At 71.1% G+C, this 26,147-nt stretch carries 24 protein-coding genes; 15 read left to right on the plus strand and 9 right to left on the minus strand.

Annotated features, from left to right (window positions below; genetic code table 11):
* Positions 1 to 320: 320 nt before the first annotated feature.
* Both GXW78_RS18815 and GXW78_RS18820 read right to left on the minus strand, forming a co-directional pair.
* The gene (locus tag GXW78_RS18815; protein ID WP_211870411.1) at positions 321 to 1,310 is read right to left on the minus strand and encodes a Bug family tripartite tricarboxylate transporter substrate binding protein; all 990 of its coding nucleotides are present in this window, start codon (positions 1,308 to 1,310) and stop codon (positions 321 to 323) included.
* 96 nt (positions 1,311 to 1,406) lie between these two features.
* Positions 1,407 to 2,375 carry a Bug family tripartite tricarboxylate transporter substrate binding protein gene (locus GXW78_RS18820; RefSeq protein ID WP_211870412.1) on the minus strand — a complete coding sequence of 323 codons (969 nt, stop codon included), beginning with the start codon at positions 2,373 to 2,375 and terminating at the stop codon, positions 1,407 to 1,409.
* Positions 2,376 to 2,545: 170 nt separating this feature from the next.
* Here GXW78_RS18820 and GXW78_RS18825 point away from each other — a divergent pair, with 170 nt between their 5' ends.
* The 5 genes from GXW78_RS18825 to GXW78_RS18845 all read left to right on the plus strand — a co-directional run bounded on the left by GXW78_RS18825 (position 2,546) and on the right by GXW78_RS18845 (position 6,696).
* Entirely contained in the window at positions 2,546 to 4,315 is a 1,770-nt protein-coding gene (locus tag GXW78_RS18825; RefSeq protein ID WP_211870414.1) for a glucan ABC transporter ATP-binding protein/ permease, read from the plus strand.
* 175 nt (positions 4,316 to 4,490) lie between these two features.
* Positions 4,491 to 4,922 carry a CBS domain-containing protein gene (locus GXW78_RS18830; protein ID WP_211870416.1) on the plus strand — a complete coding sequence of 144 codons (432 nt, stop codon included), beginning with the start codon at positions 4,491 to 4,493 and terminating at the stop codon, positions 4,920 to 4,922.
* Between the two features lie 266 nt (positions 4,923 to 5,188).
* Positions 5,189 to 5,941, plus strand: coding sequence for an SDR family NAD(P)-dependent oxidoreductase (locus GXW78_RS18835; protein WP_211870418.1), 753 nt, complete (start codon positions 5,189 to 5,191; stop codon positions 5,939 to 5,941).
* A gap of 54 nt (positions 5,942 to 5,995) precedes the next feature.
* Positions 5,996 to 6,529 carry a DUF1003 domain-containing protein gene (locus GXW78_RS18840; protein WP_211870420.1) on the plus strand — a complete coding sequence of 178 codons (534 nt, stop codon included), beginning with the start codon at positions 5,996 to 5,998 and terminating at the stop codon, positions 6,527 to 6,529.
* Positions 6,526 to 6,696, plus strand: a complete 171-nt coding sequence (locus tag GXW78_RS18845; RefSeq protein WP_211870422.1) for a hypothetical protein — start codon at positions 6,526 to 6,528, stop codon at positions 6,694 to 6,696. Before GXW78_RS18840 ends, GXW78_RS18845 begins: the two co-directional genes overlap by 4 nt.
* 15 nt (positions 6,697 to 6,711) lie before the next feature.
* Here the strand turns inward: GXW78_RS18845 and GXW78_RS18850 are convergent, their stop codons facing one another.
* Positions 6,712 to 7,674 carry a S1C family serine protease gene (locus GXW78_RS18850; RefSeq protein WP_211870424.1) on the minus strand — a complete coding sequence of 321 codons (963 nt, stop codon included), beginning with the start codon at positions 7,672 to 7,674 and terminating at the stop codon, positions 6,712 to 6,714.
* Positions 7,675 to 7,764: 90 nt separating this feature from the next.
* On the opposite strand from GXW78_RS18850, the gene GXW78_RS18855 reads away from it, so the two are divergent.
* From GXW78_RS18855 to GXW78_RS18865, 3 genes are all read left to right on the plus strand, one after another.
* Complete coding sequence (locus tag GXW78_RS18855; protein ID WP_211870425.1) at positions 7,765 to 9,333, plus strand: Na+/H+ antiporter; 1,569 nt, start codon at positions 7,765 to 7,767, stop codon at positions 9,331 to 9,333.
* A gap of 84 nt (positions 9,334 to 9,417) precedes the next feature.
* On the plus strand, positions 9,418 to 13,956 hold the full coding sequence (locus GXW78_RS18860; protein ID WP_211870427.1) for a DUF4011 domain-containing protein: 4,539 nt from the start codon (positions 9,418 to 9,420) through the stop codon (positions 13,954 to 13,956).
* 122 nt (positions 13,957 to 14,078) lie between these two features.
* The gene (locus GXW78_RS18865) at positions 14,079 to 15,146 is read left to right on the plus strand and encodes a hypothetical protein (protein ID WP_211870429.1); all 1,068 of its coding nucleotides are present in this window, start codon (positions 14,079 to 14,081) and stop codon (positions 15,144 to 15,146) included.
* Positions 15,147 to 15,322: 176 nt separating this feature from the next.
* Here GXW78_RS18865 and GXW78_RS18870 read toward each other — a convergent pair whose 3' ends face one another.
* The gene (locus tag GXW78_RS18870) at positions 15,323 to 16,615 is read right to left on the minus strand and encodes a serine hydrolase domain-containing protein (protein WP_211870431.1); all 1,293 of its coding nucleotides are present in this window, start codon (positions 16,613 to 16,615) and stop codon (positions 15,323 to 15,325) included.
* A gap of 175 nt (positions 16,616 to 16,790) precedes the next feature.
* On the opposite strand from GXW78_RS18870, the gene GXW78_RS18875 reads away from it, so the two are divergent.
* From GXW78_RS18875 to GXW78_RS18890, 4 genes are all read left to right on the plus strand, one after another.
* Complete coding sequence (locus tag GXW78_RS18875) at positions 16,791 to 17,771, plus strand: TRAP transporter substrate-binding protein (protein ID WP_211870433.1); 981 nt, start codon at positions 16,791 to 16,793, stop codon at positions 17,769 to 17,771.
* Positions 17,772 to 17,928: 157 nt separating this feature from the next.
* Complete coding sequence (locus tag GXW78_RS18880) at positions 17,929 to 18,924, plus strand: TRAP transporter substrate-binding protein (RefSeq protein ID WP_211870435.1); 996 nt, start codon at positions 17,929 to 17,931, stop codon at positions 18,922 to 18,924.
* Between the two features lie 181 nt (positions 18,925 to 19,105).
* Positions 19,106 to 19,645, plus strand: coding sequence for a TRAP transporter small permease (locus tag GXW78_RS18885; RefSeq protein ID WP_211870437.1), 540 nt, complete (start codon positions 19,106 to 19,108; stop codon positions 19,643 to 19,645).
* Positions 19,645 to 20,976 carry a TRAP transporter large permease gene (locus tag GXW78_RS18890; RefSeq protein ID WP_211870439.1) on the plus strand — a complete coding sequence of 444 codons (1,332 nt, stop codon included), beginning with the start codon at positions 19,645 to 19,647 and terminating at the stop codon, positions 20,974 to 20,976. The genes GXW78_RS18885 and GXW78_RS18890 overlap by 1 nt, the downstream gene beginning before the upstream one ends.
* Positions 20,977 to 21,190: 214 nt before the next feature.
* Here GXW78_RS18890 and GXW78_RS18895 read toward each other — a convergent pair whose 3' ends face one another.
* Positions 21,191 to 21,763, minus strand: a complete 573-nt coding sequence (locus tag GXW78_RS18895; RefSeq protein ID WP_211870441.1) for a DedA family protein — start codon at positions 21,761 to 21,763, stop codon at positions 21,191 to 21,193.
* A 107-nt stretch (positions 21,764 to 21,870) separates the two neighbouring features.
* Positions 21,871 to 22,281: a VOC family protein gene (locus tag GXW78_RS18900; RefSeq protein WP_211870446.1), complete on the minus strand. Its 411-nt coding sequence runs from the start codon at positions 22,279 to 22,281 to the stop codon at positions 21,871 to 21,873.
* Positions 22,282 to 22,460: 179 nt separating this feature from the next.
* Here GXW78_RS18900 and mscL point away from each other — a divergent pair, with 179 nt between their 5' ends.
* The gene (gene mscL, locus GXW78_RS18905; protein WP_211870460.1) at positions 22,461 to 22,955 is read left to right on the plus strand and encodes a large conductance mechanosensitive channel protein MscL; all 495 of its coding nucleotides are present in this window, start codon (positions 22,461 to 22,463) and stop codon (positions 22,953 to 22,955) included.
* Between the two features lie 380 nt (positions 22,956 to 23,335).
* Here the strand turns inward: mscL and GXW78_RS18910 are convergent, their stop codons facing one another.
* Complete coding sequence (locus GXW78_RS18910; RefSeq protein ID WP_211870447.1) at positions 23,336 to 23,539, minus strand: hypothetical protein; 204 nt, start codon at positions 23,537 to 23,539, stop codon at positions 23,336 to 23,338.
* 95 nt (positions 23,540 to 23,634) lie between these two features.
* On the opposite strand from GXW78_RS18910, the gene GXW78_RS18915 reads away from it, so the two are divergent.
* Entirely contained in the window at positions 23,635 to 23,967 is a 333-nt protein-coding gene (locus GXW78_RS18915) for a DUF1491 family protein (RefSeq protein ID WP_211870448.1), read from the plus strand.
* Between the two features lie 214 nt (positions 23,968 to 24,181).
* Positions 24,182 to 24,475, plus strand: coding sequence for a GYD domain-containing protein (locus GXW78_RS18920; protein ID WP_211870449.1), 294 nt, complete (start codon positions 24,182 to 24,184; stop codon positions 24,473 to 24,475).
* A 56-nt stretch (positions 24,476 to 24,531) separates the two neighbouring features.
* Here GXW78_RS18920 and GXW78_RS18925 read toward each other — a convergent pair whose 3' ends face one another.
* On the minus strand, positions 24,532 to 25,365 hold the full coding sequence (locus tag GXW78_RS18925; RefSeq protein ID WP_211870450.1) for a GGDEF domain-containing protein: 834 nt from the start codon (positions 25,363 to 25,365) through the stop codon (positions 24,532 to 24,534).
* 4 nt (positions 25,366 to 25,369) lie between these two features.
* On the minus strand, positions 25,370 to 26,147 hold a 778-nt coding region (locus tag GXW78_RS18930), incomplete at its 5' end, for a peptidoglycan -binding protein (protein ID WP_211870451.1).

Genomic DNA, 26,147 nt, shown 5'->3' on the forward strand with positions numbered 1-26,147 from the left:
CCGTCGGGTCGGGGATGCGTGCGCTCCCTGATCCCTGTTGTGACGCCAGCCTAGACGATGCCGCGGCGTCGGCAATCGCGGGTGCTGGAGAGTGGTCTCGCTCCGCCAGAGATCGAAGGATCCCTGGAAACCTCAGCCGCGTCCCGGGCCAGCTGACAACGGAAGCCGCACCAAGTCCCGCGCCAGGAGTCCTTATCCAGCCACCGTGCCCAAAGCACGCGCCGCGCAGCCGCCCCGAATAGCACCAGGTCGAGGTTTCCAAAGGCCTTTCGGCCTTTGGCGGGGTGTTTGGAGGGGCAGGGCCCCTCCAACGGTCCCTGTCAGTCGACGGTGATGTTCCCCCGCCGCACCACCTCGCCCCACTTCGCGATCTCCGAGCGGATGAAGGTGTCGAAGGCCTGCGGCGTGGACAGCCCGTCCGGCGTCAGGTCCGGCTTCATGCCGCCCAGATCCGCCATTCTCGCCCATACCGCGGGGTCCGCGAGGCTCTGGTTCACCGCCTGCGCCACGCGGTCGACCACCGGCCGCGGCGTGCGGGCGGGCGCGCAGATGCCGAACCACGCGGTCGCTTCCACCGCGGGAAAGCCGGCTTCGGCGGTCGTCGGTACGTCGGGCAGGGCGGGCGTGCGCGTCGCCGTCGTCACCGCCAGCGGCCGCAGCCGCCCGTCGCGCAGATGGCCGATGACGGAGGGCAGGTTGTCCACGCCCACCTCGACGCGCCCCGCGATGATCTCCTGGATCATCGGCCCCGCGCCGCGGAAGGGCACGTGCGTCAGGTCGATCCCGGCCGCCTGCTTCAGCAGTTCGCCCGTCATGTGCAGGGACGTGCCGACACCTGACGATCCGATATTGAGCTTGCCTGGCTGGCGCTTCGCGAGGTCAACCAGCTCGCGCAGCGTTCGCACCGGCAGGTCGTTGTTGACGAAGATGGCGTTGGGCACCTTTACCACCAGCGCGACGCCGGCGAGGTCGTCGGGACGATGCGGCATCCGCGCGCCATAGAGGCCGAAATTGATCGCGCCCGATGAAACGGTCTGCATCAGCAGCGTGTAGCCATCGGGCTCGGCCTTCGCGACGACATCGGCGCCGACATTGCCGCCCGACCCGCCGGGCCGGTTCTCCACCACGACCGACTGGCCCAGCCGCTGCGTCAGCGGTTCCAGCATCACGCGTGCCGCGAGGTCGGTGGTCCCGCCTGGCGGGAAGCCGACGACCAGGCGGATGGGTCGCGTCGGCCAGGCCTGGGCGAAGGCGGGGCGCGCAAGGGGCGTCAGGGCGATGGCGCCCAGCAGGGCACGGCGGTCGATCATCGTTCGTTGTTCCTCCCGAGGCCCGCTCGGCGGCGGGTCCTTGTCGTTGACCCCGGCAGACTGGCGCCTCGGCGCCTGAGGATCAACCGCGCGCGATCAGTCGACCGTCGCGCCGGCAGCGCGGATCACCTCCGCCCAACTCGCCGTCTCGCGGCGGATGTAGTCGGCGAAGTCCTCGGGCGTGCCGGTCCGCGCGACCGCACCCTGGTCGAGCATGCGCGCCTGCGTCACCGGGTCGGCCGCCGTCGCGTTGACCTCGGCGTTGATGCGCCGGATCAGGTCCGGCGGCGTTCGGGCAGGGACCTGCACGCCGAACCACGCCACCGCCTCGAACCCCGGGATGGCGGCTTCCGAGACGGTCGGCACGTCCGGCACCGCCGGGCTGCGCTCGAGGCTCGTGACAGCGAGCGGCCGCAGCGCGCCTTCGCGGATCAGCGCGATCGCGGTCGGCAGGTTGCCCGCGCACATGTCGATCCGCCCGGCGACGAGTTCCGTCAGCATCGCCGCGCCGCCGCGGAAAGGCACATGCAGCAGGTCCATCCCCGCGCGCAGCTTCAGCAACTCCCCTGTCAGGTGCAGGGAGGACCCGCTGCCCGACGAACCGTAGGTCAGTTTCCCGGGTGCCGCCTTCGCCGCCGCGATCAGTTCCGGCAGCGTCTTCCACGGCGCGCGCGGATTGGCTGTGACGACGTTCGGGAGGTCCCCGAACAGCGCAACGGGTGCAAGGTCCTCCGGCCTTACCGCGCTGTTGCGATACAGCGACGGATTGATGGCGGCCGTGCCGAGCGAGGCGAAGAACAGGGTGTGCCCATCCGGCTCGGCGCGCGCCGCCAACTCGGCACCGATGTTGCCCGCCGCGCCAGGCCGGTTGTCGATCACGATGGCCTGCCCGACCCGCGCGCCAAGCCGCTCCGCCATGATGCGCGCCAGGATGTCGGTGCCCCCGGCCGGTGGGAAGGGCACGATCAGGCGAAGCTGCCGCGTTGGCCAACCCTGTGCGAGGGCGGGCCGCGACAGGGCGGCGGCGGCAGTACCGGCAATGATGGTGCGTCGGCTCAGCATCATGGTGTTTCCATTCCCATGGCCACTTGCGCGCGGCCTTGTGCGATTGGTGCCGCAGGGAAGGGGCAACCAGCAAGTCCGCGGCGCGTTTCGGCCGGCATGAAATGCCACTAAGATGATGCGCGACTGGGCCGCCCGGGTTTGCGGCGGCGAGGAACGGGGGGCGCCTGCGGATGGGGTTTGTCAGGCTCTACGGCCGCGTGCTTTGGCTGCTTGGGGCCGACAGGCCGATGGCTTGGGGTCTTGGCGTCGCCGCCCTTGCGCTGGCGGGGCTGCAGTTCCTGGAACCCGTGCTGTTCGGCCGTGTAGTGGACCTGCTCTCGCGGTCCGAACGCATGCCGCCGGCGACGCTGTGGCAGGAAGCGGCGCAGCTCCTCGTCGTCTGGGGCGTGGTCGGCCTTGCCAGCATCGCCGCCAATGTCGCGGTGGGCCTGTTCGCCGACCGCATGGCGCACCGCAACCGGCTGCGGGTGATGCACGACTACTTCCAGCACGTCCTCGCCCTGCCGCTGTCCTTCCATGGGGATACGCAGTCGGGCCGGCTGATGAAGATCATGCTGGTCGGCACGGACAACCTGTTCGGCCTGTGGCTCGGCTTTTTCCGCGAGCACATCATCACCTTCGTCTCGCTGCTGGTGCTGCTGCCGCTCACGCTCGTGATGAACTGGCGGCTCGGGCTGCTGCTGGTGGTGCTGGTGGTGGTCTTCGCCATCGTTGCCGCGTTGGTGATCCGCCGCACGCAGGATGCACAGTCGAAGGTCGAATCCTTCCACTCCCGCCTGGCCGGCAATGCGCAGGACGCGCTGTCCAACGTCGTGGTGGTGCAGTCCTTCACGCGCCTGTCGTCCGAGGCGCGGATGTTTGGCGACATCGTCCGCCAGGTGCTCGACCACCAGTTTCCGGTGCTGAACTGGTGGGCGATCGTCGCCGTGCTCACCCGCGCCGCATCGACCATCTGCGTCATCGCGATCTTCGTCTATGGCACCGTACTGCACGTTCGCGGCCAGGCGACCGTCGGTGAGATCGTCTCCTTCATGGGCTTCGCGACGCTGCTGATCGGGCGGATGGAAAGCGCGGTCAGCTTTGTCTCCCACATGGTCTTCGTGGCCCCCCGCATCGCCGAGCTGTTCGATGTGCTCGACGCCCGGTCGAGCGTGCCGGAGGCCCCGGACGCCATCGACGTCGGCCGCGCCGCCGGGCATGTGGCCTTCGAAGGCGTCGGCTTCGCCTATCCGGGCGGCCCGAGGATCCTGCGCGACGTGTCCTTCAGCGCCGTACCCGGCAAGACCATCGCGCTGGTCGGCCAGACCGGTGCCGGCAAGTCCACCGCCATGGCGCTGCTGCAACGCCTGTGGGACCCGGTGGATGGCCGCATCACGCTGGACGGCCACGATCTGCGCCAGGTCAGCCTGGAATCGCTGCGTCGCAACATCGGTGTCGTGTTCCAGGAATCCATGCTGTTCAGCCGCACCATCAAGGAGAACCTGCTGGTCGGCCGGCGCGACGCGACGGATGAGGAGATCGAGGCCGCGTGCCGCCAGGCCGAGGCGCATGACTTCATCATCCGCCAGCCGCAGGGCTACGAGACGGTCGTCGGCGAGCGCGGCTCGAACCTCTCGGGCGGCCAGCGCCAACGCCTCGCCATCGCGCGCGCGCTGATCAAGGACCCGCCGGTGCTGATCCTCGACGAAGCGACCTCCGCCCTCGACGCCGCGACTGAAGCGCGCGTGCAGAAGGCGCTCGGCGCGCTGATGGCGGGGCGGACCACCTTCATCATCGCCCACCGCCTTTCCACCGTGCGCGAAGCGGACGAGATCCTGGTCTTCGACGGCGGTCGCATCGCCGAGCGTGGCCCCTTCGCCGACCTCGTCGCGCTGAACGGCCGCTTCGCGGAGCTGGTGCGCACGCAGCTCGCCGGTGGGGCAACGCCGGCTCCTCACTGATGCGCGACGCGGGGCGCTTCCCGCTTGCGCCGCGCCGTGGCGCCCTGGCACACTCGCCTCCTGGTTGCGCGGACAGGGATCGCCGGAGCCCTTCACCTCGCTGCTGTCGCCGGCGCACTCCGTGACCGCGTCCATCGCAGGCCTCCGGGCCGGCGGTTCAGGAGGGAACGCACCGATGCACATCAGCGACATCCTGCACCACAAGGGTGAGGACGTGTTCTCCGTCGGCCCCGGCGAGGACGTAGCGGCGATTGCCCGTGCCCTGGCCCAGCACCGCATCGGGGCCGCGCTGGTGCGCGACCAGGACGGCAAGGTGCTCGGCATCGTCAGCGAACGCGACATCGTCCGGGCCGTCGCGCGGGAGGGCGCGGCTGCGCTGGCGCGGCTGGCACGCGACCTGATGACGGCCGAACTCATCACCGCGGCGCCGGCGATGACCGTCGTCGAAGGCCTCGGGATCATGACGGATCGCCGCTGCCGCCACCTGCCCGTGATGCAGGACGGCCGTCTCGCCGGCATGGTTTCGATCGGCGACCTCGTGAAGGCGCGCATCGCCGAGGCGGAGAGCGAGGCGGAGAACCTCCGCGCCTTCGTGACCGCCGCCTGAGGCCGGCTGGCGTGGCTGGGGCTCGATAAGTACCTGCCGTTCCTCAAAGGCGTGGACGTAGACACTGGAAGCCTCGACCAGCGCGTTTCGCGCCCGGCGCGATCCTGTCACCGTCGCCGGACGCCTTCCTCGCCCAGCGCCAGGTCGAGGTTTCCAAAGGCCTTTCGGCCTTTGGTGGGGTGGGGTCCGGGGAGGGGCGACGCCCCTCTCCGCTTCCGCCCGCCCATGCGATGCTCCCGCCCGCCAGTCATCGCAGGAGCGCGCTCATGGATCTCCACCTCACCGGCAAGGTCGCCTTGGTTACCGGCGCTTCCGCCGGTCTCGGCCGCGCCATCGCGCGCATGCTCGCCGCCGAGGGCTGTCGCCTCGCCATCCTCGCCCGCCGCCGCACTCTGCTGGAGGAGCTGGCGGGCGAATTCCCCGCCTCCGCGACGCCGCTCGTCATCGAGCAGGACATCTGCACACCGGACGCCGCAGCGCGCATCCGCGACGCGGTGCTCGGCCACTTCGGCCGCTGCGACATCCTGGTGAACAATGCCGGCGGCTCCCGCCCGCAGACCGACCTCGGCAGCGACGCGGTGTGGGAGGAGGCGATGGAGCTGAACTTCCAGGCCGGCCGCCGCATCACCCATGCGCTGATCCCGGCCATGCAGGCGAACAAATGGGGTCGCATCGTCAGCCTGACCGGCACGGATGAGCCATTTTCCATCAACCCCGCGAACGCACCGAACGGCGCCGTGCACATCTGGTCGAAGGCGCTGTCGCGCGTGCTGGGGAAGGACGGCATCACCGTGAACTGCGTGCCCCCCGGGCGCCTGCGGTCGGAGCAGATCGACGCCCGCGTCATGCCCACCGAGGAAGCACGCCGCGCCTGGGCGGAGAAGGAGGTGCCGGTGGGCTACATCGGCGACCCAGACGACCTCGCGGTGCTGGTCGCCTTCCTCTGTTCGCCGCGCGCCCGCTACATCACCGGCCAGGTCATCCACGTCGATGGCGGCACGCTGCGATCCAGCCATTGAGCGCGGCCGCGCCTCGCGCCACGCTGCCGCCGCAGCTTCGGCAGGACAGCGCCCATGACCGCCACCGATCAGCCCGCGCCCCGTCGTGATCACCATGGCGGTGGCGTCGCCGGCACTCATCTGCGTGCGGCGATCGCCCGGGCGCGCCGCCGGCGCCGCGGCCGCGGGGGCCGCACACCTATCTCGCTCGGAGAGCGGCTCGCGGATGTCGTCGCCGCCACGGTCGGGTCCTGGCGCTTCATCCTGGTCCAGAGCGGCCTGCTCGGCGCCTGGATCGCCGGCAATGCCGTGGCCGGACATTCGGCGTGGGACCCCTATCCCTTCATCCTGCTGAACCTGATGCTGTCGTTCCAGGCCGCCTACACGGCGCCGATCATCATGATGAGCCAGAACCGCTCGGCCGACCTCGACCGTGACCGCGCCAGCGCCGACTATCAGGTGAACGTCCGCGCCGAGGCCGAGATCGCCCTGCTGCACGAAAAGGTGGACCTGCTGCGCCAGCGCGAACTGGATGAGCTGCTGATGCTGCTGAAGGCCACGCTGGCGAGGCTGGAAGCGCGGCACGACCAGGGGGGAGCGCCGGCATGATCAACTTCGTGGTGCGCGTCGTGCTGGCGCTCGGCGGCACTCTCGCCGCGCTGTTCGTGGCCCGCGACAGCCCGAATTTCGGGGTGATTCAGGGCATGATGGCGACGTTGGTGCTGGTGTGCCTGGTGGGAATCATCGTCCTGTGGCGGTGGCGGAAGGGGGAGTGAGGGGCGGGCCCCCGGTCACCCCGCACCGCCTCGCTCCGCCGGGACCACTTGCACCTGCTTCACCTCGCCGCCGCGCAGCGCGACGATGTCGGACGGCACGCCGACCCGCTCCCCGCCCAGTGCGCGCAGCAGCGCGTCCGCGCCGGTCGTCGCAACCCCGTCGATCGACAGGATCACATCTCCCTCGGCGAGACCCGCGGCGGCGGCCGGTCCGTCCGGCACCACGCGCATGATCCGCGCACCGAAGCCCTGCCCGTCGACCCCCGCCGCACGCGCCAGCCGCCCAGCGACGGCGACCTTCTCGACCGCGATGCCCAGCACCGCCCGTCGCACGCGCCCGAAGCGCAGCACCTGGCTCAGCACCAGCCGTGCCGTGTCGGCCGCGACGGCGAAGCAAAGCCCCTGCGCCCCCATGATCACGGCGGTGGCGATGCCGATCACCCGGCCGGCCGAATCCGCCAGCGCGCCGCCCGAGTTGCCCGGGTTCAGCGCGGCGTCGGTCTGGATCAGGTCCTCGACCGGCCAGCCGCCGCGGGATGGCAGGGCCCGGCCCGTCGCGCTCACGATCCCGGCCGTGACGGTGTTCGCGAAGCCCAGCGGGTTGCCGATGGCGATGGCGACCTGCCCCACCCGCAGCCGTGCCGATTCGCCCAGCTCCGCCGCGGGCAGCGGCCCCTGGGCCTCGGCCCGCAGTACGGCGATGTCCGTGGCGCGGTCCTGGCCCAGCAGCCGGGCAGGGAAGCGACGGCCATCGGGCGCGGTCGCCTCCAGCGCCTCCGCGCCGGCGACGACATGGGCGTTGGTCAGCACAAGCCCGTCAGGTGAGATCACCACGCCGGAACCGCTTCCGCCGCCCGGGCCGCGGCGGGTGGCGACATGCACCACCGAAGGCCCCACACGGGCCACCGCGGCAGTCACCGCGCGGGAATAGGCATCGAGCAGCAGGTCGTCGGAGGCGGGGAAGGGGGCGTCGAGCATGCTTCCCAAAATGGGAAGCCTGGCCCCCGTTTCACAGCCCTGTGCGACGAACGCTTCCCAGCCATGCCCCGGCTTGGCAGGTTCGCGGGGATGGCGATCCTTCATGCCCTGCTCGCGCTCATGGCGGCCTGCGTGGTCTTCGCGCTGCTCGCGCGCCGCACCCAGCTTCCCTATCCGGTCGTGCTGGTGCTCGGCGGCATGGCGCTCGCGCTGATCCCGGGCATGCCGGAGATCGAGCTCGACCCGCAATTCGCCATGGCCTTCTTCCTGCCGCCGCTGCTGCAGGTCAGCGCGATCCGCACGGACTGGACGGCCTTCAAGGGCAATATCCGCCCGATCCTGCTGCTGGCGGTCGGCGCCGTGCTGTTCACCGCGCTTTGCGTCGGCGCGGCGATGAAGCTCCTGATCCCGGACTTTCCCTGGGCGGCGGCGATCGCCTTCGGCGCCATCGTCGCCCCGCCGGACGCAGTCGCCGCGGCGGCCGTGCTTCGGAAGCTGCGCCTGCCGCCCCGCATCGTCGCCGTGCTCGAAGGCGAAAGCCTCATCAATGACGCCACCTCCCTGGTGCTCTACCGCTTCGCGGTGGTCGCGACGATGGCCGGCACCTTTTCCTGGTCCGAAGCGGGCGAGACCTTCCTCGCCGTCTCGATCGGCGGCGCGGCGATCGGCTGGGTGATCGGCCGCGCCACCATTTGGGCGTCGGCGCGGCTGCACGACACGCTGCTGGAGACCGCGGCCTCCTTCATCGCCTGCTACGCTGCCTTCTTCGCGGCCGAGGCGCTGCACCTTTCCGGCGTCATCGCGGTGGTCGTCACGGGCCTGGTGCTGGGCCGCGCGCAGCATCGGCTGTCCGCCAACACGCGAAGCCAGTCCCGGGCGGTCTGGACCTTCATCGAATTCGTGCTGAACAGCCTCGTCTTCATCCTGATCGGCCTGCAGCTCAACGTCATCCTGGACCGGCTGGACGACTACCCGAGCTGGCACCTGGCGCTGCTCGCGGTGGCGGTGTCGCTGGTCCTCATCGTGTCCCGCTTCGTGTGGCTGTTCCCCGCCAGCTGGCTGCCGCGACAGATCCCCTCGGTCCGGCGCCACGACCCGATGCCGCCCTGGGGGCACATCACCGTGCTGTCCTGGGCCGGGATGCGCGGTGTGGTCTCGCTGGCGGCGGCGCTCGCCCTGCCGGTGACGTTCCCGGAACGCGACCTGCTCATCTTCCTGTCCTTCTGCGCCATCCTCGCGACGCTCGTCGTCCAGGGCACCTCGCTGGAATGGGTGATCCGGCGGTTGGGGGTGGAGGAACCGCGCCGCGCCAACATGTCGGTCGAGGAAGCCGCGGCGCGCACCCTGATTGCCCACGCCGCCCTGCGCTCGATCGAACGCCGTGCGGAGGACGTGCTGGACGGCGCCATCGCGCAGGACCTGCTGACGGAATACCGCGACCGCGTCCGGCTGCTGGACGGGGTGAACCAGGGGCCGATCGCGGCCGAGCGCGCTTCCCGCCTGGAGCACCGCCTGCACGCGCTGCGCGCCGGCCGCGACCGGCTGCTGCGCCATCGGCGGGAGGACGGGCTGGACGAGCACCTGATGAACCGGCTGGTCGACGAGCTCGACCTCGAGGAACTGCGCCTGCGGCGGCTGCTGGGGGCCGCGGATGGGTAGCCGCCCCGTCCTCTGGTATGGAGGCGGCCGCGTCCTGCCCGCCGACCGTTCCGAACCGCGCCAGCGGAGAGACCCGCCCCCGCCATGACCGACCTACGCCAGGCCCTCGAAGCCGCCCGCCGCGCCCTGCTCGACCTCTCCACCCGCAACCGGCTGCTGTCCCTGCCGAAGCCGGGGCGGTCGCGCGGCGTCGTCATCCTGGACGATGAGGATGCGGATTTCGTGCAGGCCGCGCTTGCCGCCGGCCGCGCCTTCGGCTTCGAGGCCGCGGGCGAGGAAGCGCCCGCCGCGCCCGATGCCGAGGCATCGGCGGAAGGCAAGCCGCGCCGCACCCGCAAGCGGACGAGCAAGGCCGCCGCCAAGGCCGAAGGGGTCAGCCGGGCCGACGACACGATCAGTCGCGAGGACTGGCAGCGCGACGAATTGCTGCGCGTCCGCCTGCCGCCCGCCGACCTCGCCCGCCGCCTGCGCGACCTGATGACGGATGCCCGCACGGCGCGCGAGGAAACCGGCGTGCCGACGCTGTACCTCGCCCTCGGCACGCTGACCTGGCGCGACCCCGGCACGCCGGAGACGGAACGCCGCGCCCCGCTCGCCCTGCTCCCCGTGACACTGGAACGGGAGGGCGTGTCCCAGACATTCCGCCTGCGTGCCGGGACGACGGAGGTCGCCGAGAACCTCTCCCTGCGCGAGATGCTGAAGGTCAATTTCAACACCGCGCTGCCCGCCTTCGACGAGGCCGCCTACAACCCCACCGCCTGGGCGGAGGCGGTCGCCGGCGCGGTCAAGGACCGCCCCGAATGGTCCGTCGATGCGGACGCGCTCGCCCTCGGCCTGTTCTCCTTCGCGAAGTTCCTGATGTGGCGCGACCTGGGACCGGAGGAGAATCCGGGCCTCGCCGACCATCCGCTGGTCCGGTCGCTGGTCGGCGGCGAACGGCTCGACGCCCCGCCGACCTTCCCCGACGACGCCGATGTCGATGAGGCGATCCCGGTCGAACGCCTCGACCATGTCGTGGACATGGATGGCTCCCAGGCGCTGGCCGCCGAAGCTGTTCGCCGCGGCGGCCATGTCGTCATCCAGGGCCCGCCCGGCACCGGCAAGTCGCAGACGATCGCGACGATCCTGGCCCAAGCGATCCTTGACGGCCGTTCCGTGCTGTTCGTCGCGGAGAAGCTCGCCGCGCTGGAGGTGGTGAAGCGCCGGCTCGAGAATATCGGCCTCGGTTCCGCCTGCCTCGAACTGCATTCCGAGAAGCAGTCGAAGCGCGCCGTGCTGGACGAGCTCCGTGCGACCCTCGCCCTGCCGCCGCCGCCGAAGCCGCTGCGCGACCCGGTCATCGAACGTCTGGCCACGTTGCGCGGACGGCTGAACCGTCACGCCGCGGCCATGCGCGCGCCGGCTGGCGCCTCCGGCATTCCGCTGCACCAGGTGGTCGGTACGCTGGTCGGCCTGCGCCGACGCGGCCTCGCCGTGCCCGATTTCACCCTCGATGCCACGCTCTGGGATGGCGCGACCATCGCCGCCAAGCGCGACGCGGTGCGCGACCTCGCCGCGCGCGCCACCGAGGCGGACGGCGCCAACAACCCCTGGCGCGGCGTGACTGCGGATATCGGCCCGGCCGACGCCGAGCGGCTGATGATGCGCCTGCCCGGCTGGATCCGCTCCTTCGCCGCGGCCGGCGCCCAGTCGGGCACTGGCGCTGGTCCCGCGGCGCTGGCCGCCCGCCTGCGCAGCGCCGCCGCGCTGCGCGAGGCCCCCGACCACGACAAGGCCGCCATGGGCAGCGCCGCCTGGCGCGCCGACCCCGCGCCGCTGGTTTCGCTGACCGAGGCCGTCGCCAAGCTAGCCATCGCGAAGCGCGATGCGCGGCTGAAGCCCGGCGCGCTCGATGTCGAGGGCCTCGCCGACGCCCGAGAGACGCTGGCGAGTTCCGGCGGCTTCTTCGGCTTCCTCAGCTCGAAGCGTTCCGCCGCGCAGGCCGTCGCGGCGCGCGTCGCGCGCGATGGCGTCGATCCGCTCGCCGCGCTTGACGCGGCGCTGGCCGGGCAGGCGGCGCGAGACCGCGTCCGCAGCGGCAACGCGCTCGGCCAGGCCGCTTTCGGCCGCCTCTGGCGCGGCGAGGACACCGATCCCTCGGCCATGTCCGCGCTGATCCTCTGGCGCCAGAAGCACGGCCCCGAAGCCGCCGCCGCCCTCGCCGCCGACACGCCTTCCGGCGACGCCGCCGTGCTGGATGCCGCGGCCGCGGCCTGGACCGAGCTGCAACAGGCAACGGCGCTGAACCCCATCACCGCCTTCGGCACCCCGGACCCGCCCTTCGCCGCGCTTGCCGATCGCCTCGGTGCCTGGGCCGGCGCACCGGAAGCGCTGCCGCTCTGGCAGGGCTGGCGCCGCGCCCTCGCCGAAGCCCGCGGCATCGAACCAATCGTCGAGCGCCTCCAGACCGGCCGCCTCGCCCCCGACGCCGCCGAGGACGCGTTTTCCTACGCGCTGCATGAAGGGCTGTTGCGTGCCGCGACGGCGCAGCACCCGGACCTCGCCGCCTTCGATGCCGCCGGCTACGACCGCCTCGTCGCCGAATTCCGCGACGCCGACCGCGCCCGCGTCGCGCTGACCCGCGCCGACGCCGCGCGCGCCCATGCCGACCGTGTCCGGCAGGTGCGCGACAACGCGCCCGGCATGACCGTGATCCTCGGCGAGATGGAGAAGAAGCGCGGCCACCTCCCGGTCCGCGAATTGCTGCTGCGCGCCTCCCAGGCCGTGCAGCAGGCCAAGCCGATCTTCATGATGAGCCCGCTCTCGGTCGCGCAGTTCCTCGCCCCGCCGCACGGGCTGCGTCCAGGCCTGACCTTCGACCTGCTGGTGATCGACGAGGCCTCGCAGGTCGAACCCGTCGATGCGCTCGGCGCGATCGCGCGTTGCCGCCAGGTGGTCGTCGTCGGCGATGACCGACAGATGCCGCCGACGCGCTTCTTCCAGCGCATGACCGGCGAGGATGACGAGACCCTGCCGGAAGACGCGCCCGATGCCGTCGCGGCGCGCGACGTGGAGTCCGTCCTGGGCCTGTGCAACGCGCGCGGCGTGCCGAGTGCGATGCTCCGCTGGCACTACCGGAGCCGCCACGAAAGCCTGATCGCCACCAGCAACCAGGAATTCTACGACAACCGGCTGCTGGTGCTGCCTTCGCCGCGCCCGCGCTCGCCCGAACTCGGCCTGTCCCTCGCTCGCGTCGATGGCGCCTGGGAAACCGGGGAGGGCGTCAACCGTGCCGAGGCCGCCGCCGTCGCCGAGGCGGTGATGAAACACGCGAAAGAAACGCCCGGCGACACGCTCGGCGTCGCCGCTTTTTCGATCAAGCAGCGCGATGCCATCCTCGACGCCATCGAGGCCGCGCGTCGTGCCGATCCCTCCGCCGACGCCTTCTTCACGAACCACGCCGACGAGCCCTTCTTCGTGAAGAACCTCGAGAACGTGCAGGGCGACGAGCGCGACGCCATCATGATCTCGGTCGGCTATGGCCGCGACAAGGACGGCCGCCTCGCCATGCGCTTCGGCCCGCTCTCGGCCGAAGGGGGCGAGCGACGGCTGAACGTGCTCATCACCCGCGCCAAGAAGCGCTGCATCGTCTTCTCCGGCATCACCGGCGACGACATCGACACCGAGCGCGCCTCCGGCCGCGGCGTCGCCGCGCTCAAGACCTTCCTGACCTTCGCCGGCGCCCCGGCCGCCGCCGTGCGCGGCGGTGGCGACGCCACCGGTAGCGCCATCGCCGCCGCGATCTCGGACGCCGTGCGCGAGGCCGGCCGCGACCCCGTCCCGCATGTCGGCCTCGCCGGCCTGTTCCTCGATGTCGCGGCAAAGGGCGAGCAGGGCTACGAACTCGGCATCGAGGCCGACGCCGGCGACTGGTCCGCGCTGCGCTGCGCCCGCGACCGCGAGCGGGGCCGCCCCGGCGCGCTGGAGATGATGGGCTGGCGCCTCGCCCGCGCCTGGTCGCTCGCCTGGTACGCGCGACCGGAGGCCGAGGCCGCGAAGCTGGTCAGCGCCCTCGGCGCCGCGCCCGTCGCGCCAGTTGAACCGGCCGCGCCGCTGGCGCCGCCCGACCCCGGCCTCGCCGAACCCTATCGCGAGGCCGCGCCGCAGATCGCGCAAGGCCCACTCGATGCCCTGCCGGCTGCGGCCCTCGGCGCCACCATCGGCGAAATCGTCGCGATCGAGGGCCCGATCACCCCCGACAGCCTCGCCGAGCGCCTGCGCCTGCTGGCCGGCCGCGACGCCCTGACGCCGCGCGAGAAGGAAGCCATCCGCCAGGCCACCACCTTCTCCCGCACGCAGAACGGCGTGATCGAAACGGCCGGCCTGCTGACCATCGCCTCAACGACGATCGCCCCACGCGACCGCCGCGCCGCCGCCCCGCATCTGCGCCGCGCCGCCGCCGTGCCGCCCGCCGAGATCGCGGCGGCGGCCGAGGCACTTCTCGCCCGCCGCGGGGCGCTGACGGAAACGGAACTCGCGACGGCGATCCACGCGGTGCTCGGCCTCGATGCGGGTGCGCAGGTGGCAGTCGCAGCGCGGCTTGCCGCGCTGGTGGGGAGCGGCGCGATCAAGCTGGCCGGGTAGGTGATTGGAGGGGCGCCGCCCCTCCAAACCACCCCGCCAGGAGCCAACGGGCCCCTGGACCCTGGTTTCTGGCGCAGGGCAGGGGAGGGATGCTCGGCATCGCGAAGGGACGGGGGCGGAACATGGCCGATACGATGATCGATCGCCTTCTCGTCGGCACCCTCGCGGCGATCGACGCGCTGGACGACGCCGCCCGGCAGGTCGCCCCCGACACGCTGGCGGCCCTTGCTGCCGGCATGGATGCGGGGGCGCTGGCCGCCGCGCTCGACGCCGCAGCGGCCTTCGATTGGCCTGATCGCCTCGGTCCCATCCGCGATTGCCTGGTCGCTGCCGCCAGTGAAGCCCGCGCCGCGACGGAGGGCCTTGCCGCCGCCCCGACCGAGGCCCGCCCGATGCTCGCCGCAGGCCGCTCCCTGCGCCGCCGGGCGCGCGCCGAGGCCGCGCTCTACCCCCTTGCGCCCTTCCTGCCGCCGGTCAGCCGCCACTTCCTCGACCCCGCCGCGCGCGAGGATCCCGCGCTGCTTGCCCGCCTCGCCGCCGTGCCGCCAGGGCGGGACGGTACCGGCGTCATGCACTTCGGTGGCCCACCCGGCACCCGCGGCGGTGCGGCGCTCTACGTCCCGGAAACCTACGATCCCGCGCGGCCACCGCCGCTCATCGTTGCCCTGCATGGCGGCAGCGGCAACGGTGCCGACTTCCTCTGGACCTGGCTCCGTGTGGCGCGGTCGCGGGGCTTGTTGCTAATCGCCCCGACCTCTCCGGGCCGCACCTGGACGCTCGACGACCCCGGCGAGGACGGTGCGTTCATCGAACAGCTCCTCGCGGATGTGCAGGCCCGCTGGCCCGCCGATCCCGCTCGCCGACTGCTGACCGGCATGAGCGACGGTGGCACTTTCACCTATGGCTTCGGCGTGCAGGACGGCGCGCCCTTCACGCACCTGGCCCCCGTCGCCGCCGCCTTCCACCCGATGCTGATGATGCTCGCCGATCCGGCGCGGCTGCGCGGCCTGCCTATCCACATCCTGCACGGCGCGCGCGACTGGATGTTTCCGGCGACGATGGCGCGGGAGGCAGCGCGGACGCTTGCCGGCGCCGGCGCGGCGGTGACGCATGAGGAGGTCGCCGACCTTGCCCATGTCTGGCCCCGGGAAAGGACGGCAGCGATCGCGACGTGGTTCCTGGATCGATGAGAGCCGGAGGAGCGCCGCTTATCCAGCCCGCACCCCGGTGCACTCTGCGGAGGACCAGGGACGTGCCCGTCGTCATCCGCGGCTGACCGGCGCCGGATGATGGTTCGGCGTTTCCGCCGATCTGGCGATTTCCGCCCGCGAAGATCGGAGGGGCAAACGCCCCTCCATCCCCCGCATCACTGCAAAGCCTGATACGCATATTGCCGCAGCAGCAGCCGGTACGGCAGGCGCATCTGCGGCGACTGCATCATCAGGATCACGTACATCTGCTCGGCCGGGTCGACCCAGAAATACGTCCCGTGCGCACCGCCCCAATAGTAGTCGCCGACGCTGCCGGGCAGCGGGTTGCGTCCGGCATCGTTGCGTACCGCGAAGCCGAGGCCGAAGCCCTGGCCCATCTCCGCCGTCGGTGCGAGAGGCCCGAAGCGCCCGCGCACCACGTCGCGCGTGGCGGTGCCCGGTGCCAGGTGGTCCGCCGCCATCAGGTCGATGGTGTGGCGGGACGCGATGCGCTTGCCGTCGAGCTCGCCCTTGTTCAGCAGGAATTGCGTGAAGCGCGCATAGTCCCGCGCCGTCGAGACCATGCCGCCGGCGCCGGAGAACCAGGCCGGCCGATCGGTGGGATCGGGCATCGCGGGCCGGCGGCCGGTCGCCGGGTCGTTCTGCGGCTGGGCGATGCGTCCTGCGCCCGCGTTCGGCGCCATGAAGCCCGTGTCGGTCATGCCGAGCGGCCCGGTGATGCGCGTGCGCACGAAGGTGTCGAGGTCCGTGCCGGAAACGACTTCCACCAGCCGGCCAAGGATGTCGGTCGACCAGGAATACTCCCAGGTAGTACCGGGCTGGTGCAGCAGCGGCAGGGCGGCGAGCTTGCGGCTCATCTCCTCCATCGTGTTGGTCCGTGCGCGCACCGTGCTCTCGCGATACGCCGCCGCGACGGGGTGGTCGCCCGGCGAGGCGTCGGTGATGCCCGAGGTGTGGCGCAGCAGGTCCTGCACGGTGATCGGGCGGCGCGCCGGGACCAGCACCATCGCCGTCGTGCCCTCCGCATTGCGCACCATCTCGCCGACGCGCGGCGTCTCGCGCCACTCCGGCAGATGCCGGCCGATCGGGTCCGCGATCGACAGGCGGCCTTCCTCGGCGAGGATCATCACGGCGAGCGACACGATCGGCTTCGTCATGGACGCGATGCGGAACACGGCGTCGGCGCCCATGGGTGCCTGCGCTTCCCGGTCGCGGAACCCGACCACCGTCTCATAGGCGATGCTGCCGCGGCGGCCGATCACCACGATCGCGCCGGGGATGGCGCCACGCTGCACCTCCCCTTCGAGCCACTCGCCGATGCGCGACAGGCGCTCGGTGGAAAGCCCGACATCCTCCGCCCGTTGCGCCCGTGGCAGGTCGGCGGCAATGGCGGGAAAGGCAAGCGACACGGCCAGGCCCAGCGCGGCCAGCCGAGGTAATGCAGGCATGGTTTCCTCCCGTGCGCCGTGCATGGCGCGACGGAAGCACACTGCCCGCGTGCATGTTGCGTCAAGAGGCCGGTGAACGGCGTCGCAACGGCTTGATCTGCCGTCGCGTCCCTGCACATCCTTGCCGCTCAGCCCGCCCGGCGCCGCCGCGCGGTTGGAGAGGACGACGCCGGACATGACCATGCATCGCCGCACCTTGCTGGGTGCCACCGGGGCTGCGGCCCTCGCCCCCCTTGCCGCGCAGGCGCAGACGCGCTGGCAGATGGCCTCCGCCTATGCTGACGGGAACCTGCACACCCGCAACATCCGCAGCTTCATCGAGGAGATCCAGGGGGCGAGCAACGGCCGGCTGTCGATCCAGCTGCATTCCAACGGGTCGCTGCTTCGCATGCCGGACATCAAGCGCGGCGTGCAGACCGGCCAGGTGCAGATGGGCGAGATCCTGCTGACCGCCTATGCCAATGAAGACCCGATGTTCGACGCGGATGCGCTGCCGCAGCTGGTCACGAACTTCCAGCAGGCGAAGAAGCTCGCTGACCTGCAGAAGCCCTTCCTCGACGCCCGATTCGGCCGGCAGGGGCTGGTGCTGCTCTACACGGTGCCGTGGCCGGCCGCCGGGCTCTATGCGCAGGAGGAAGTCACCAGCCTCGAGCAGCTGCGCGGGTCGCGCTTCCGCACCTACTCGCCGATGACGAACCGCTTCGCCCAGTTGATCGGCGCGCAGCCCACGCTCGTCCAGTCGGCCGAATTGGCGCAGGCCTTCGCGACGGGCGTGGTGCAGGCGCAGGTCACCTCGGCCGCCACCGGCGTCGATACGCAGTCGTGGGACTATGCCCGGGTCTTCACGCCGCTCGGCTTCACCATGACGAAGAACGCCGTGTTCATCTCCCGCCGCGCGCTGGAGGGGCTGCCGCGCGAGCAGCAGGACGCGATCCGCGCCGCCGCCGCCCGCGCCGAGACGCGCGGCTACCAGCTCGCCGAGGCGGCGCAGCGCGAGACCGAACAGACCCTGGCCACCCGCGGGATGCGGGTGACGCAGCCGACGCAGCAATTGCTGGACGATTGCGCGCGGGTCGGGCGGATCATGGCCGACGAATGGGCGCAGCGCGTCGGCGATGACGGGAAGCGCCTGCTGGAGCAGTACCGGGCCAGCTGACGGGGCCTGCGCGCGGCGGCGGCAACCCCGGCGCGCGCAGCCCGCAACACAGGCAGTCCGGCGCCGCACACCGCGATTGCGGCGGGGGTCCCCTTGCGTCCATCGCCCGGCGGCGGACAAATGGCCCCTGATCAGGAAACCCTATAGGGCGCCATTCATGAATACGATCAATCGCCGCGGCCTGCTGGCCGCCGGCGGCGGCCTTGCCGTCGCCGCCACCTCCGGCGCCGCGCAGGCGCAGACGCGCTGGCAGGTGGCCTCCGCCTATCCGGACGGCAACTTCCAGACCCGGAACCTGCGCTCATTCATCGAGGACGTGCAGACGGCCGCCGGCGGCCGTCTGCAGCTTACCCTGCACTCCAACGCGTCGCTGCTGCGCATGCCGGAGATCAAGCGCGGCGTGCAGACCGGGCAGGTCCAGCTTGGCGAGATCATGCTCTCCGCCTACGGCAACGAGGATCCGTTCTTCGAGGTGGACAGCGTCCCGCAGCTCGCGACCACCAGCGACATGGCGCGCAAGCTGGCGACGCTGCGCCGGCCCTATGTCGAGGCGCGGCTGCAGCGCCAGGGGCTGACGATGCTCTACTGGGTGCCGTGGCCGCCGTCGGGCTTCTACACCAACACCCCGATCGACACGCTGGATGCGCTGCGCGGCACCAAGATGCGCACCTTCAACGTGATGACCAGCCGCTTCGCGACGCTCGCCGGCGCCACGCCGACGCTGGTGCAGCAGGCCGAGGTTCCGCAGGCCTTCGCGACGGGCGTGGTGAACGTGATGCTCACCTCGGCGGCGACGGGGGTGGACGTGCAGGCGTGGGATTTCTGCCGCTTCTTCACGCCGATCGGCCTCAGCCGCACGCAGAACATGGTGTTCGTGCGCCAGCGCGACTTCGCCGCGCTGCCGGCCGATGTGCAGGCGGCGGTGCGCAGCGCGGCGGCGACGGCCGAGGAACGCGGCTGGGCGGCCTCCGACGCCGAAATGGTGAGCCAGCAGGCGATGCTCGCCCAGCGCGGCATGACCGTCAGCACGCCGTCGCCGGCGCTGATGGAGGGACTCGCGCGCATCGGCGCGATGCAGGCGGACGAATGGGTCGCCAAGGCAGGCGACGACGGCCGGCGCCTGATGGAGGCGTATCGCGCCTCGATTGCCTGACGGCGCGGTTCGGGCGCCCCGTCCATCCGCCGGGGCGGCCCGGCCGCGGCAGCGGCGCGTGCATCGACGGGCGCGCAGCGGCCGTTGCATGATCGACCGCTGGCCCCGGCCGGCATCGAGTCTTCACCCAGGGAGAATCACGAGGAATGTCCCCAACCCTGCAGCCAGGCGACGTACGGCGATGACCGCCCTGCGACGAGGTCTCGACGGCCTTTATGTCCTTGGCGGCATCCTCGGTGGTGTCGCTCTCTTTGCCATTGCCGCGATCATCGCCGCGCAGGTCGTCGGGCGTCAGTTCGGCCTCACCGTGCTCGGTGCCGACGACCTGACCGCCTTCGCGGTCGCGGGGTCGGCCTCCCTGCCGCTGGCCTATGCCTTCCGCCACGGGGCGCATATCCGCGTGGACCTGATCATCGGGCGGCTGTCCGGCGGGCCGCGCTTCGTCATGGAGACGATCGCGCTGCTGCTGACCACGGGGCTCGTGTCCTTCTTCGCCTATTCGATGCTCGACCTCGCCTGGGACAGCTTCGAGTTCGAGGACGTCGCGCAGGGTTCCATCGCGTGGAAGCTGTGGGTGCCGCAGGGCATGGTGGGCAGCGGCGTCGCGCTGTTCGCGATCTGCCTCATCGACGACCTGGCGGTGCATCTCTCGGGGGGCACGCCCTCCTATCGCCGCGCTGCCGAGGCCTCGGCGATGGAACGGGCGGCGGAGGAACTCTGATGGAACTCGCTCAAACCGAAGCCGGGCTGCTGCTGCTTGGCGCGCTGTTCGTCTTCCTTGGCCTTGGCGTGTGGATCGGCCTCGCGCTTGCCATGGTCGGGCTGGTCGGCGTCGTGGTGTTACCGATGCTGATCCCGGCGATGCCGGCGATGCCACCCGAGAAGGTGATGGGCACGGCTATCTGGCAATCCATCGCCTCCTGGACCCTTGCCGCGCTGCCGCTGTTCATCTGGATGGGTGAGATCCTGTTCCGCACGCGGTTGTCGGAGGACATGTTCCGCGGCTTGGCTCCGTGGGTGCAGCGCCTGCCGGGCCGGCTGATGCATGTGAACGTGATCGGCTGCGGCATCTTCGCCGCCGTGTCGGGGTCCTCGGCCGCAACGACGGCCACGATCGGCAAGATGTCGCTGCCGGCCCTGACGCAGCGCGGCTACCATCTGCCGATGGCCATCGGGTCACTGGCCGGCGCGGGCACGCTCGGCCTGCTGATTCCGCCGTCGATCGTCATGATCGTGTACGGCGTGGCGGCCGAGGTCTCGATCGTCCGGCTGTTCATTGCGGGCGTTCTGCCGGGCATCATGCTGATGGTGCTGTTCAGCGGCTACATCGCGGTATGGTCGATGCTGAACCCCGACAAGACGCCGCCGTCGGATCCGCCTATGTCCTTCGGACAGAAGCTGCGGGAAAGCGGGCAGCTCATCCCGGTCGTGTTGCTGATTCTGTTCGTGATGGGCAGCATCTACCTGGGCGTTGCGACGGCGACCGAAGCCGCCGTGTTCGGCGTGGTCGGCGCCCTGGCGCTGTCGGCCTGGGGCGGGTCGTTGAACTGGACGTCCTTCAAGGACAGCCTGATGGGCGCGGTGCGGCTGTCCTGCATGATCAACCTGATCCTGGCGGGTGCCGCGTTCCTGACCCAGGCGATGGCCTATTCCGGCATCCCGGCGGCGATGGCAGCCTGGGTCGGGTCGCAGGGCTTCAGCCCCTTCATGATCATCGCCTGCCTGACGGTGATCTACCTGGTCCTCGGCTGCTTCATCGACGGCATCAGCATGATCGTGCTGACGGTGTCGGTCGTGCTGCCGATCATCAGCAGCACGGGCTTCGACCTGGTGTGGTTCGGCATCTTCATCGTGCTGGTGGTCGAAATGGCGCAGATCACGCCGCCCGTCGGCTTCAACCTGTTCGTGCTGCAGGGGTTGACCGGAAAGGGCATGTTCGAGGTGATGCGCCACACGCTGCCCTTCTTCCTCCTCATGGTGGTGGCGGTAGCGATCGTCACGGTCTTTCCCGCCATCGTGACTTGGCTACCGCAGACGATGCTTACCCGCTGACGGCGCCCCGGGGCATGCGCTGCACGGCGCATGCCCCACTGCCGCCCCGTCCGGGCCGGCGGCCATCGAACAGTCCCATCCTGACCCACATCGTCGAGGCCGGGTTCCGCCAAGCACCCACCACGCGTGAACAGAACTGACGGCTCGGCCGTCGCCTTCATCCGACCCGGTCGACCACCCGCCCCCGGCGACGCGGCTTGCGCAGGCGGCGTGACTATTCCGCCGCCGTCGCGCGGATGCGGGTGCGCGAGCGGTACCAGAAGTGGCGCAGGATGAAGAACACCAGCGCCGCCGCCGCGATGCCGCAGATCGACCAGAACAACCGCTCTATGCCGAGCCAGGCGCCGAGGAACCAGCCGGCAGCCACAAAGCTGCCCGCCCAGATGCCCGCGGCGAAGAAGTTCAGCACCGCGAAGCGCAGCCGGCTGTAGCCGGCAATGCCGCAGGCCACCGAGGCGACGTTGCGGATGCCGTAAAGGAAACGGAACGTCAGGATGAACAGCGTGCCGTATTGCTGGAGCAGCCGCGCGGCGCTCTCCGCACGCGGACGGCATTTCGGGTATCGGTTCAGCAGCGCCGGGCCGTAGCGCCGGCCAAGGTAGAACCAGGTCTGGTCGCCCAGATACGACCCGACCCACACGGAGCCGAGCAGAATCCACGGGTCGACGAGCCCGACCGTCGCGCCGATCGCCGAGGCGGCGAGGACGAACGTCTCCCCTTCGAAGAAAGCCCAGAGCGCGGCGCCGAGATAGGCGAGCGCACCCCAATCGGCCCAGAATTCGGCCAAGAGGAAGCCCCCAAGTTGGTTATTGCGACCACCATGCCCGTTGCCGCGGCGAAGGGGAACAGCGATCGAAGCGATCACCGTTCTTGAGACGACGCGGCGGGTCGCTGTCAAGCCCGGGCCGGCGCGGGCCAGTCCGGGCGCTCGAAGCGCTGCACCTCCAGCGTGTAGCCGGCAGGGTCGCGAAAGAAGAATGACGTGACGCGGTAGGCCTCCGAAAAGCTGGGCTTCGTTGCCGTCTCGACACCCGCCGCGACCAGCCTCGCATGCCAGCCTTCCACGTCATGCACGACGAAGGTGACGATCGCGCCGCCCTGCACGCGCGGGTTGTCCGTCACGCGCGGGCCTCGCGCACGGCAGACGCCGAGGAAGGCGCGCCCGCCCGGCGCCGGGGCATAGATGCGGCAAGTGCCCTGGTCCTGCGCCAGGACGAGGCCGAGGACCTCCTCGTAGAAGCGCCACGACGGCGCCGGGTCCTCGGCGTAGAGGAAGGTGATCTGCTGGTCGAACGGCGCCGTCATGACCGCAGGATGAGCCGCACACCCGCGACGCGCCAGCGCCTTCCTCCCGGAACAATCCACGCCGCAGTGATGACCCAACTCCCGCGTTGCTGGCCATGCTGTTTGGAACGCGGGATAACTCTGCCGTAGCCGGCCCCGCGGGCCGGCCTCCCCCAACGCCGAGGAGAGGGCAGAACCGCATGAGCGACCTCGCGAACAAGATCACGACCCGCATCCCGCTCAAGGAGCCAGGCTGGATGAAGGAATTCAAAGCCTTCATCATGCGCGGCAACGTCATCGACCTGGCCGTCGGCGTCGTGATCGGCGCCGCGTTCACCTCCATCGTCAGCTCGGTCGTCGAAGACCTGATCAACCCGGTCGTCGGCATCCTGATGGGCGGGATCGACTTCTCCAACCTGTTCATCGTCCTGTTCGGCGAGCGTCAGGCCTCGCTGGAGGCGACCCGCCAGGGCGGTGCATCGGTGATCGCGATCGGGTCGTTCCTGAATGCGGTGATCAAGTTCCTGATCGTCGGCTTCGCGGTGTTCTGGCTGGTGAAGATCCTGTCGAAGCTGCAGGCATCCCAGGCGGTCGAGAAGGCGACCGCCAAACCAGGGCTGACAGCGACCGAAAAGCTGCTGACTGAGATCCGCGACGAACTGAAGGCGCAGCGTGAGGCACCGCCGACGGTGTGACAGGCGGGCCGGGGGCCGGTAGCGCGCCTGGCTTCACCCGCGGTTGGAGGGGCTTTGCCCCTCCAAGCCACCCCAGCAAAGGCCGAAGGGCCTTTGCAAACCTCGACCTGGTGCCGCGCGTCGCGGTCAGGGAAAGTGCGTGGAATCCGCTCTTGCGCACAGAGCGCGCCTGGAGAGGTAACAAGCGCCCCGGCACGACGGATTGCGGTCCAGGTGATGCACGCGCCAGAGGCGGTTCGGAGGGGCAGCGCTTTCTCCGATCCCACCTTCGCGCAAAATGGGCCAGGCGCCCATCTCCGGGACCCTGCACGCAAAGCCTCCGCGCCGGCGCGCGGCGAGGGCGGCGACAGGTCCTCTCGCCTATCCCTCCGCGGCCGGCCTCACAGCGGCTTCTGCGCCTTTTCCAGCAAACGCCCGAAGAACCCCGGCTTCTTTGCCGGCGCCGACGCCGCCGCCTTGGCCGCCGCGGCTTCCTCGCGCGCTTCCGCCGCGGCCCGCTTCTCCTTGTCCGCCAGCCACTTATCCAGGCTCATGCCCGCCTTGGCGGCGCGCTTGGCCTCATAGGCGCGCTGCGCCTCCGTCATCTTCCGATCGCTCATGCCGCAACCCTCGTCGAGGCGCGGTCAATGGCGCGGTCCGCGCCTTCCGGCAAGGGGCTGCGCGTGGCAGGTTGGCCGGCATGGAAGCGAAGGTGAAGGCGGGCATCTGGGTCTCGATGGCGATCCGTCTGTCCGACATGGCCGGCCGGCCGGCCGCGGTGCTGCGCAAGGGGGACCCGGATTCCGGCGGCATCCTGTGCCTGTTGCGCGGGCGGGACGGCTTCGTCGTGCTCTCCCAGGCGCGGGACGCGGAAGGGCGGGCGGCCTGGATGCGCGGCACGGGTGCCGCGCCGGTCGAGGAGGACGCCGCCACCGCCTATGTCGACCGCCAGGTGAAGCGCGATCCGGATCTGTGGGTTGTGGAGTTTGAGGCCCCGGACCTGACGCCGCCCTTCGAGGCCCGGTTGCTCTGACCCCCGCGGCCAGGGGCTCGTGTCGGGCCGGGGATGCCGCACACCGCGAAAAGGCAAGCAGGCCGGAGAGTTGCACCCGGTACTGAGTACGCGGGCCACCAGGCGTAGACGGCCGGGTCGAAAACAGGCGCACGCGCCGGCACCGGAGTGCTAGCGTTCGCCCCGGCAGGCTTTCTCCCGTTTCCCCGACCACGGCCGGAAAGGAGCAGCGCCGATGGGCACCTACATCATGTTCGGGTCCTGGACCGACCAGGGCATTTCCGCCATCGCGGAATCCCCGCGCCGGCTCGATGCCGCCAAGGGCATGCTGAGCGAGATGGGCGGCAAGATGCATGGCTTCTACATGACGATGGGCGAATGCGACATGGTCGCGATCTATGAGGCGCCGGACGATGCCGTGTCCGCCCGCTTCTCGCTGATGCTGGGGCGGATGGGCAATGTCCGCACCAGGACCGTGAAGGCGTTCCCCGAGGAAACGACGCGCCAGATCATCGCCTCGCTGGGCTGAGGGGCACCGCCGGCTCCCGGCGCGCCGGGGCGCAATGCACGGCGCGTGGCGGCCGTTCAGCCCGGCGCCACCACCACGCGGTCCCGGCCCGCAGCCTTCGCTGCGTAAAGCGCCCGGTCGGCGGTGTTGAGTGCCGGTTCCAGCCCGCTCTCCCACTGCACCGGCGCCACGCCGGCCGAGCTGGTGACCAGCGTGTCGCTCCCCGCAGGGTGCGGCACCGCGTCCCGGATCTCTGCGCGCACCCGCTCCGCCAATGCGGCGGCCTGTTCCAGCGTCGTGCCCGGACAAAGCAGGGCGAACTCTTCGCCGCCCAGCCGCGCGGCGACGTCGGTGGCCCGCACCTGCCGGCGCAGCGCCGCCGCCACGCCGCGCAGCACGGCATCCCCCGCCGCGTGGCCGTAGCCGTCGTTGATCGCCTTGAAGCGGTCGAGGTCGAACAGGATCAGCGACGTCGGCTCGCTGTGACGCCGGGCCTGCAACAAGGCGGAGGCGGCCGCCTGCTCGAAGCCGCGCCGGTTCGCGAGCTCGGTCAGCGCATCGGTCACCGACAACCGCTCCAGCGCCGCGAAAGCCTCGTCGCGCTGTCGCATCAGCCTCAGCACCTGGATCATCAGCAATGGCACGCCCGCATCGAAGACAAGCCAGAGCCATGCGCCGCCATAGGTCGCAAGCTGCTCGCCGGGGGCGAGCGCCGCGTAGAGATCGTTTGCCGTCAGCAGGGCCGCCGCGAGCAGCAGGCCGCCGGCGCAGAACAGGGTGGGCCAGAGGCTCCGCCGCGGCTGGCCGCCGACCCAGGCCTGCCGGCCGACCAGCAGCAGCGACAGCAGGCACAGCACCACGATGGCGGCGCGCGCCGCGACGAAGATGGTCTCGGTCTGCGTGATGGGCATGGCGTCAGCGGTCAGTCAGCCGGACCTCGATGCGGCGGTTGCGCGCATAGGCTCCCGCACCTTCGCCATCGTCGATCGGCTGGGTGTCGCCGAAGCTCGTCGCCGCGACGCGGTTCGCCGGCAGCCCCTCGGCGATCAACAGCTGCGCCACCGCGATGGACCGCGCCGCCGCCAGTTCCCAGTTGCTCGCGAAGCGGGCGGATCGGATCGGCGTGCGGTCGGCATGGCCGTCGACGCGCACCACCCAGGCGATCTCGCGCGGGATCTGCGGCGTGACCTCCAGCAGCACGCGGGCGAGGTCGCGCACCTGCTGCCGCCCGGCGTCCGACAACTCGGCGGAAGCCGGCGCGAACAGCACCTCCCCCTGGAAGACAAAGCGGTCGCCGACGATGCGCACCTCCGGCCGCTCACCCAGCACCTGGCGCAGCCGGCCGAAGAAGTCGGACCGGTACCGCTGGAGCTCCTCGACGCGGGCGGCGAGCGCCGCGTTCAGCCGCTGCCCGAGCAGGCTGATCTGCGCATCGCGGTCACGCCCCTGCGCTTCCTCCAGCTCCAGCGCCGTGACCAGCCGCGCGATCTCCGCGCGCAGCGATTCGATCTGCCGCGTCAGCAGCGCAACCTGGGCACGCGCGCTGTCGGCAAGGCGCGTCTGCTCGGCGGCGGTCGCCTCGGCGCCGGCCACGCGGGTAGCCGCGTCGCCATTCTGGGCGTCGGCTGCGGCGCGCAGCCGGTCCGCCTCGGCGCGGGCGCGCTCGGCGGCGGCGATGCGTGCGGCGGCATCG

The sequence above is a fragment of the Neoroseomonas terrae genome, from assembly GCF_018129025.1.
Taxonomy (GTDB): domain Bacteria; phylum Pseudomonadota; class Alphaproteobacteria; order Acetobacterales; family Acetobacteraceae; genus Neoroseomonas; species Neoroseomonas terrae.

Coding starts and splice junctions, on each gene's coding strand:
- GXW78_RS18820 (WP_211870412.1), bottom strand. CDS start 2,375: ATGATGCTGAGCCGACGCACCATCATTGCCGGTACTGCCGCCGCCGCC.
- GXW78_RS18880 (WP_211870435.1), top strand. CDS start 17,929: ATGAATACGATCAATCGCCGCGGCCTGCTGGCCGCCGGCGGCGGCCTT.
- GXW78_RS18925 (WP_211870450.1), bottom strand. CDS start 25,365: ATGCCCATCACGCAGACCGAGACCATCTTCGTCGCGGCGCGCGCCGCC.
- GXW78_RS18840 (WP_211870420.1), top strand. CDS start 5,996: ATGACCGCCACCGATCAGCCCGCGCCCCGTCGTGATCACCATGGCGGT.
- GXW78_RS18860 (WP_211870427.1), top strand. CDS start 9,418: ATGACCGACCTACGCCAGGCCCTCGAAGCCGCCCGCCGCGCCCTGCTC.
- GXW78_RS18870 (WP_211870431.1), bottom strand. CDS start 16,615: ATGCCTGCATTACCTCGGCTGGCCGCGCTGGGCCTGGCCGTGTCGCTT.
- GXW78_RS18890 (WP_211870439.1), top strand. CDS start 19,645: ATGGAACTCGCTCAAACCGAAGCCGGGCTGCTGCTGCTTGGCGCGCTG.
- GXW78_RS18855 (WP_211870425.1), top strand. CDS start 7,765: ATGGCGATCCTTCATGCCCTGCTCGCGCTCATGGCGGCCTGCGTGGTC.
- GXW78_RS18910 (WP_211870447.1), bottom strand. CDS start 23,539: ATGACGGAGGCGCAGCGCGCCTATGAGGCCAAGCGCGCCGCCAAGGCG.
- GXW78_RS18830 (WP_211870416.1), top strand. CDS start 4,491: ATGCACATCAGCGACATCCTGCACCACAAGGGTGAGGACGTGTTCTCC.
- mscL (WP_211870460.1), top strand. CDS start 22,461: ATGAGCGACCTCGCGAACAAGATCACGACCCGCATCCCGCTCAAGGAG.
- GXW78_RS18865 (WP_211870429.1), top strand. CDS start 14,079: ATGGCCGATACGATGATCGATCGCCTTCTCGTCGGCACCCTCGCGGCG.
- GXW78_RS18885 (WP_211870437.1), top strand. CDS start 19,106: ATGACCGCCCTGCGACGAGGTCTCGACGGCCTTTATGTCCTTGGCGGC.
- GXW78_RS18915 (WP_211870448.1), top strand. CDS start 23,635: ATGGAAGCGAAGGTGAAGGCGGGCATCTGGGTCTCGATGGCGATCCGT.
- GXW78_RS18835 (WP_211870418.1), top strand. CDS start 5,189: ATGGATCTCCACCTCACCGGCAAGGTCGCCTTGGTTACCGGCGCTTCC.
- GXW78_RS18815 (WP_211870411.1), bottom strand. CDS start 1,310: ATGATCGACCGCCGTGCCCTGCTGGGCGCCATCGCCCTGACGCCCCTT.
- GXW78_RS18875 (WP_211870433.1), top strand. CDS start 16,791: ATGACCATGCATCGCCGCACCTTGCTGGGTGCCACCGGGGCTGCGGCC.
- GXW78_RS18825 (WP_211870414.1), top strand. CDS start 2,546: ATGGGGTTTGTCAGGCTCTACGGCCGCGTGCTTTGGCTGCTTGGGGCC.
- GXW78_RS18900 (WP_211870446.1), bottom strand. CDS start 22,281: ATGACGGCGCCGTTCGACCAGCAGATCACCTTCCTCTACGCCGAGGAC.
- GXW78_RS18920 (WP_211870449.1), top strand. CDS start 24,182: ATGGGCACCTACATCATGTTCGGGTCCTGGACCGACCAGGGCATTTCC.
- GXW78_RS18850 (WP_211870424.1), bottom strand. CDS start 7,674: ATGCTCGACGCCCCCTTCCCCGCCTCCGACGACCTGCTGCTCGATGCC.
- GXW78_RS18845 (WP_211870422.1), top strand. CDS start 6,526: ATGATCAACTTCGTGGTGCGCGTCGTGCTGGCGCTCGGCGGCACTCTC.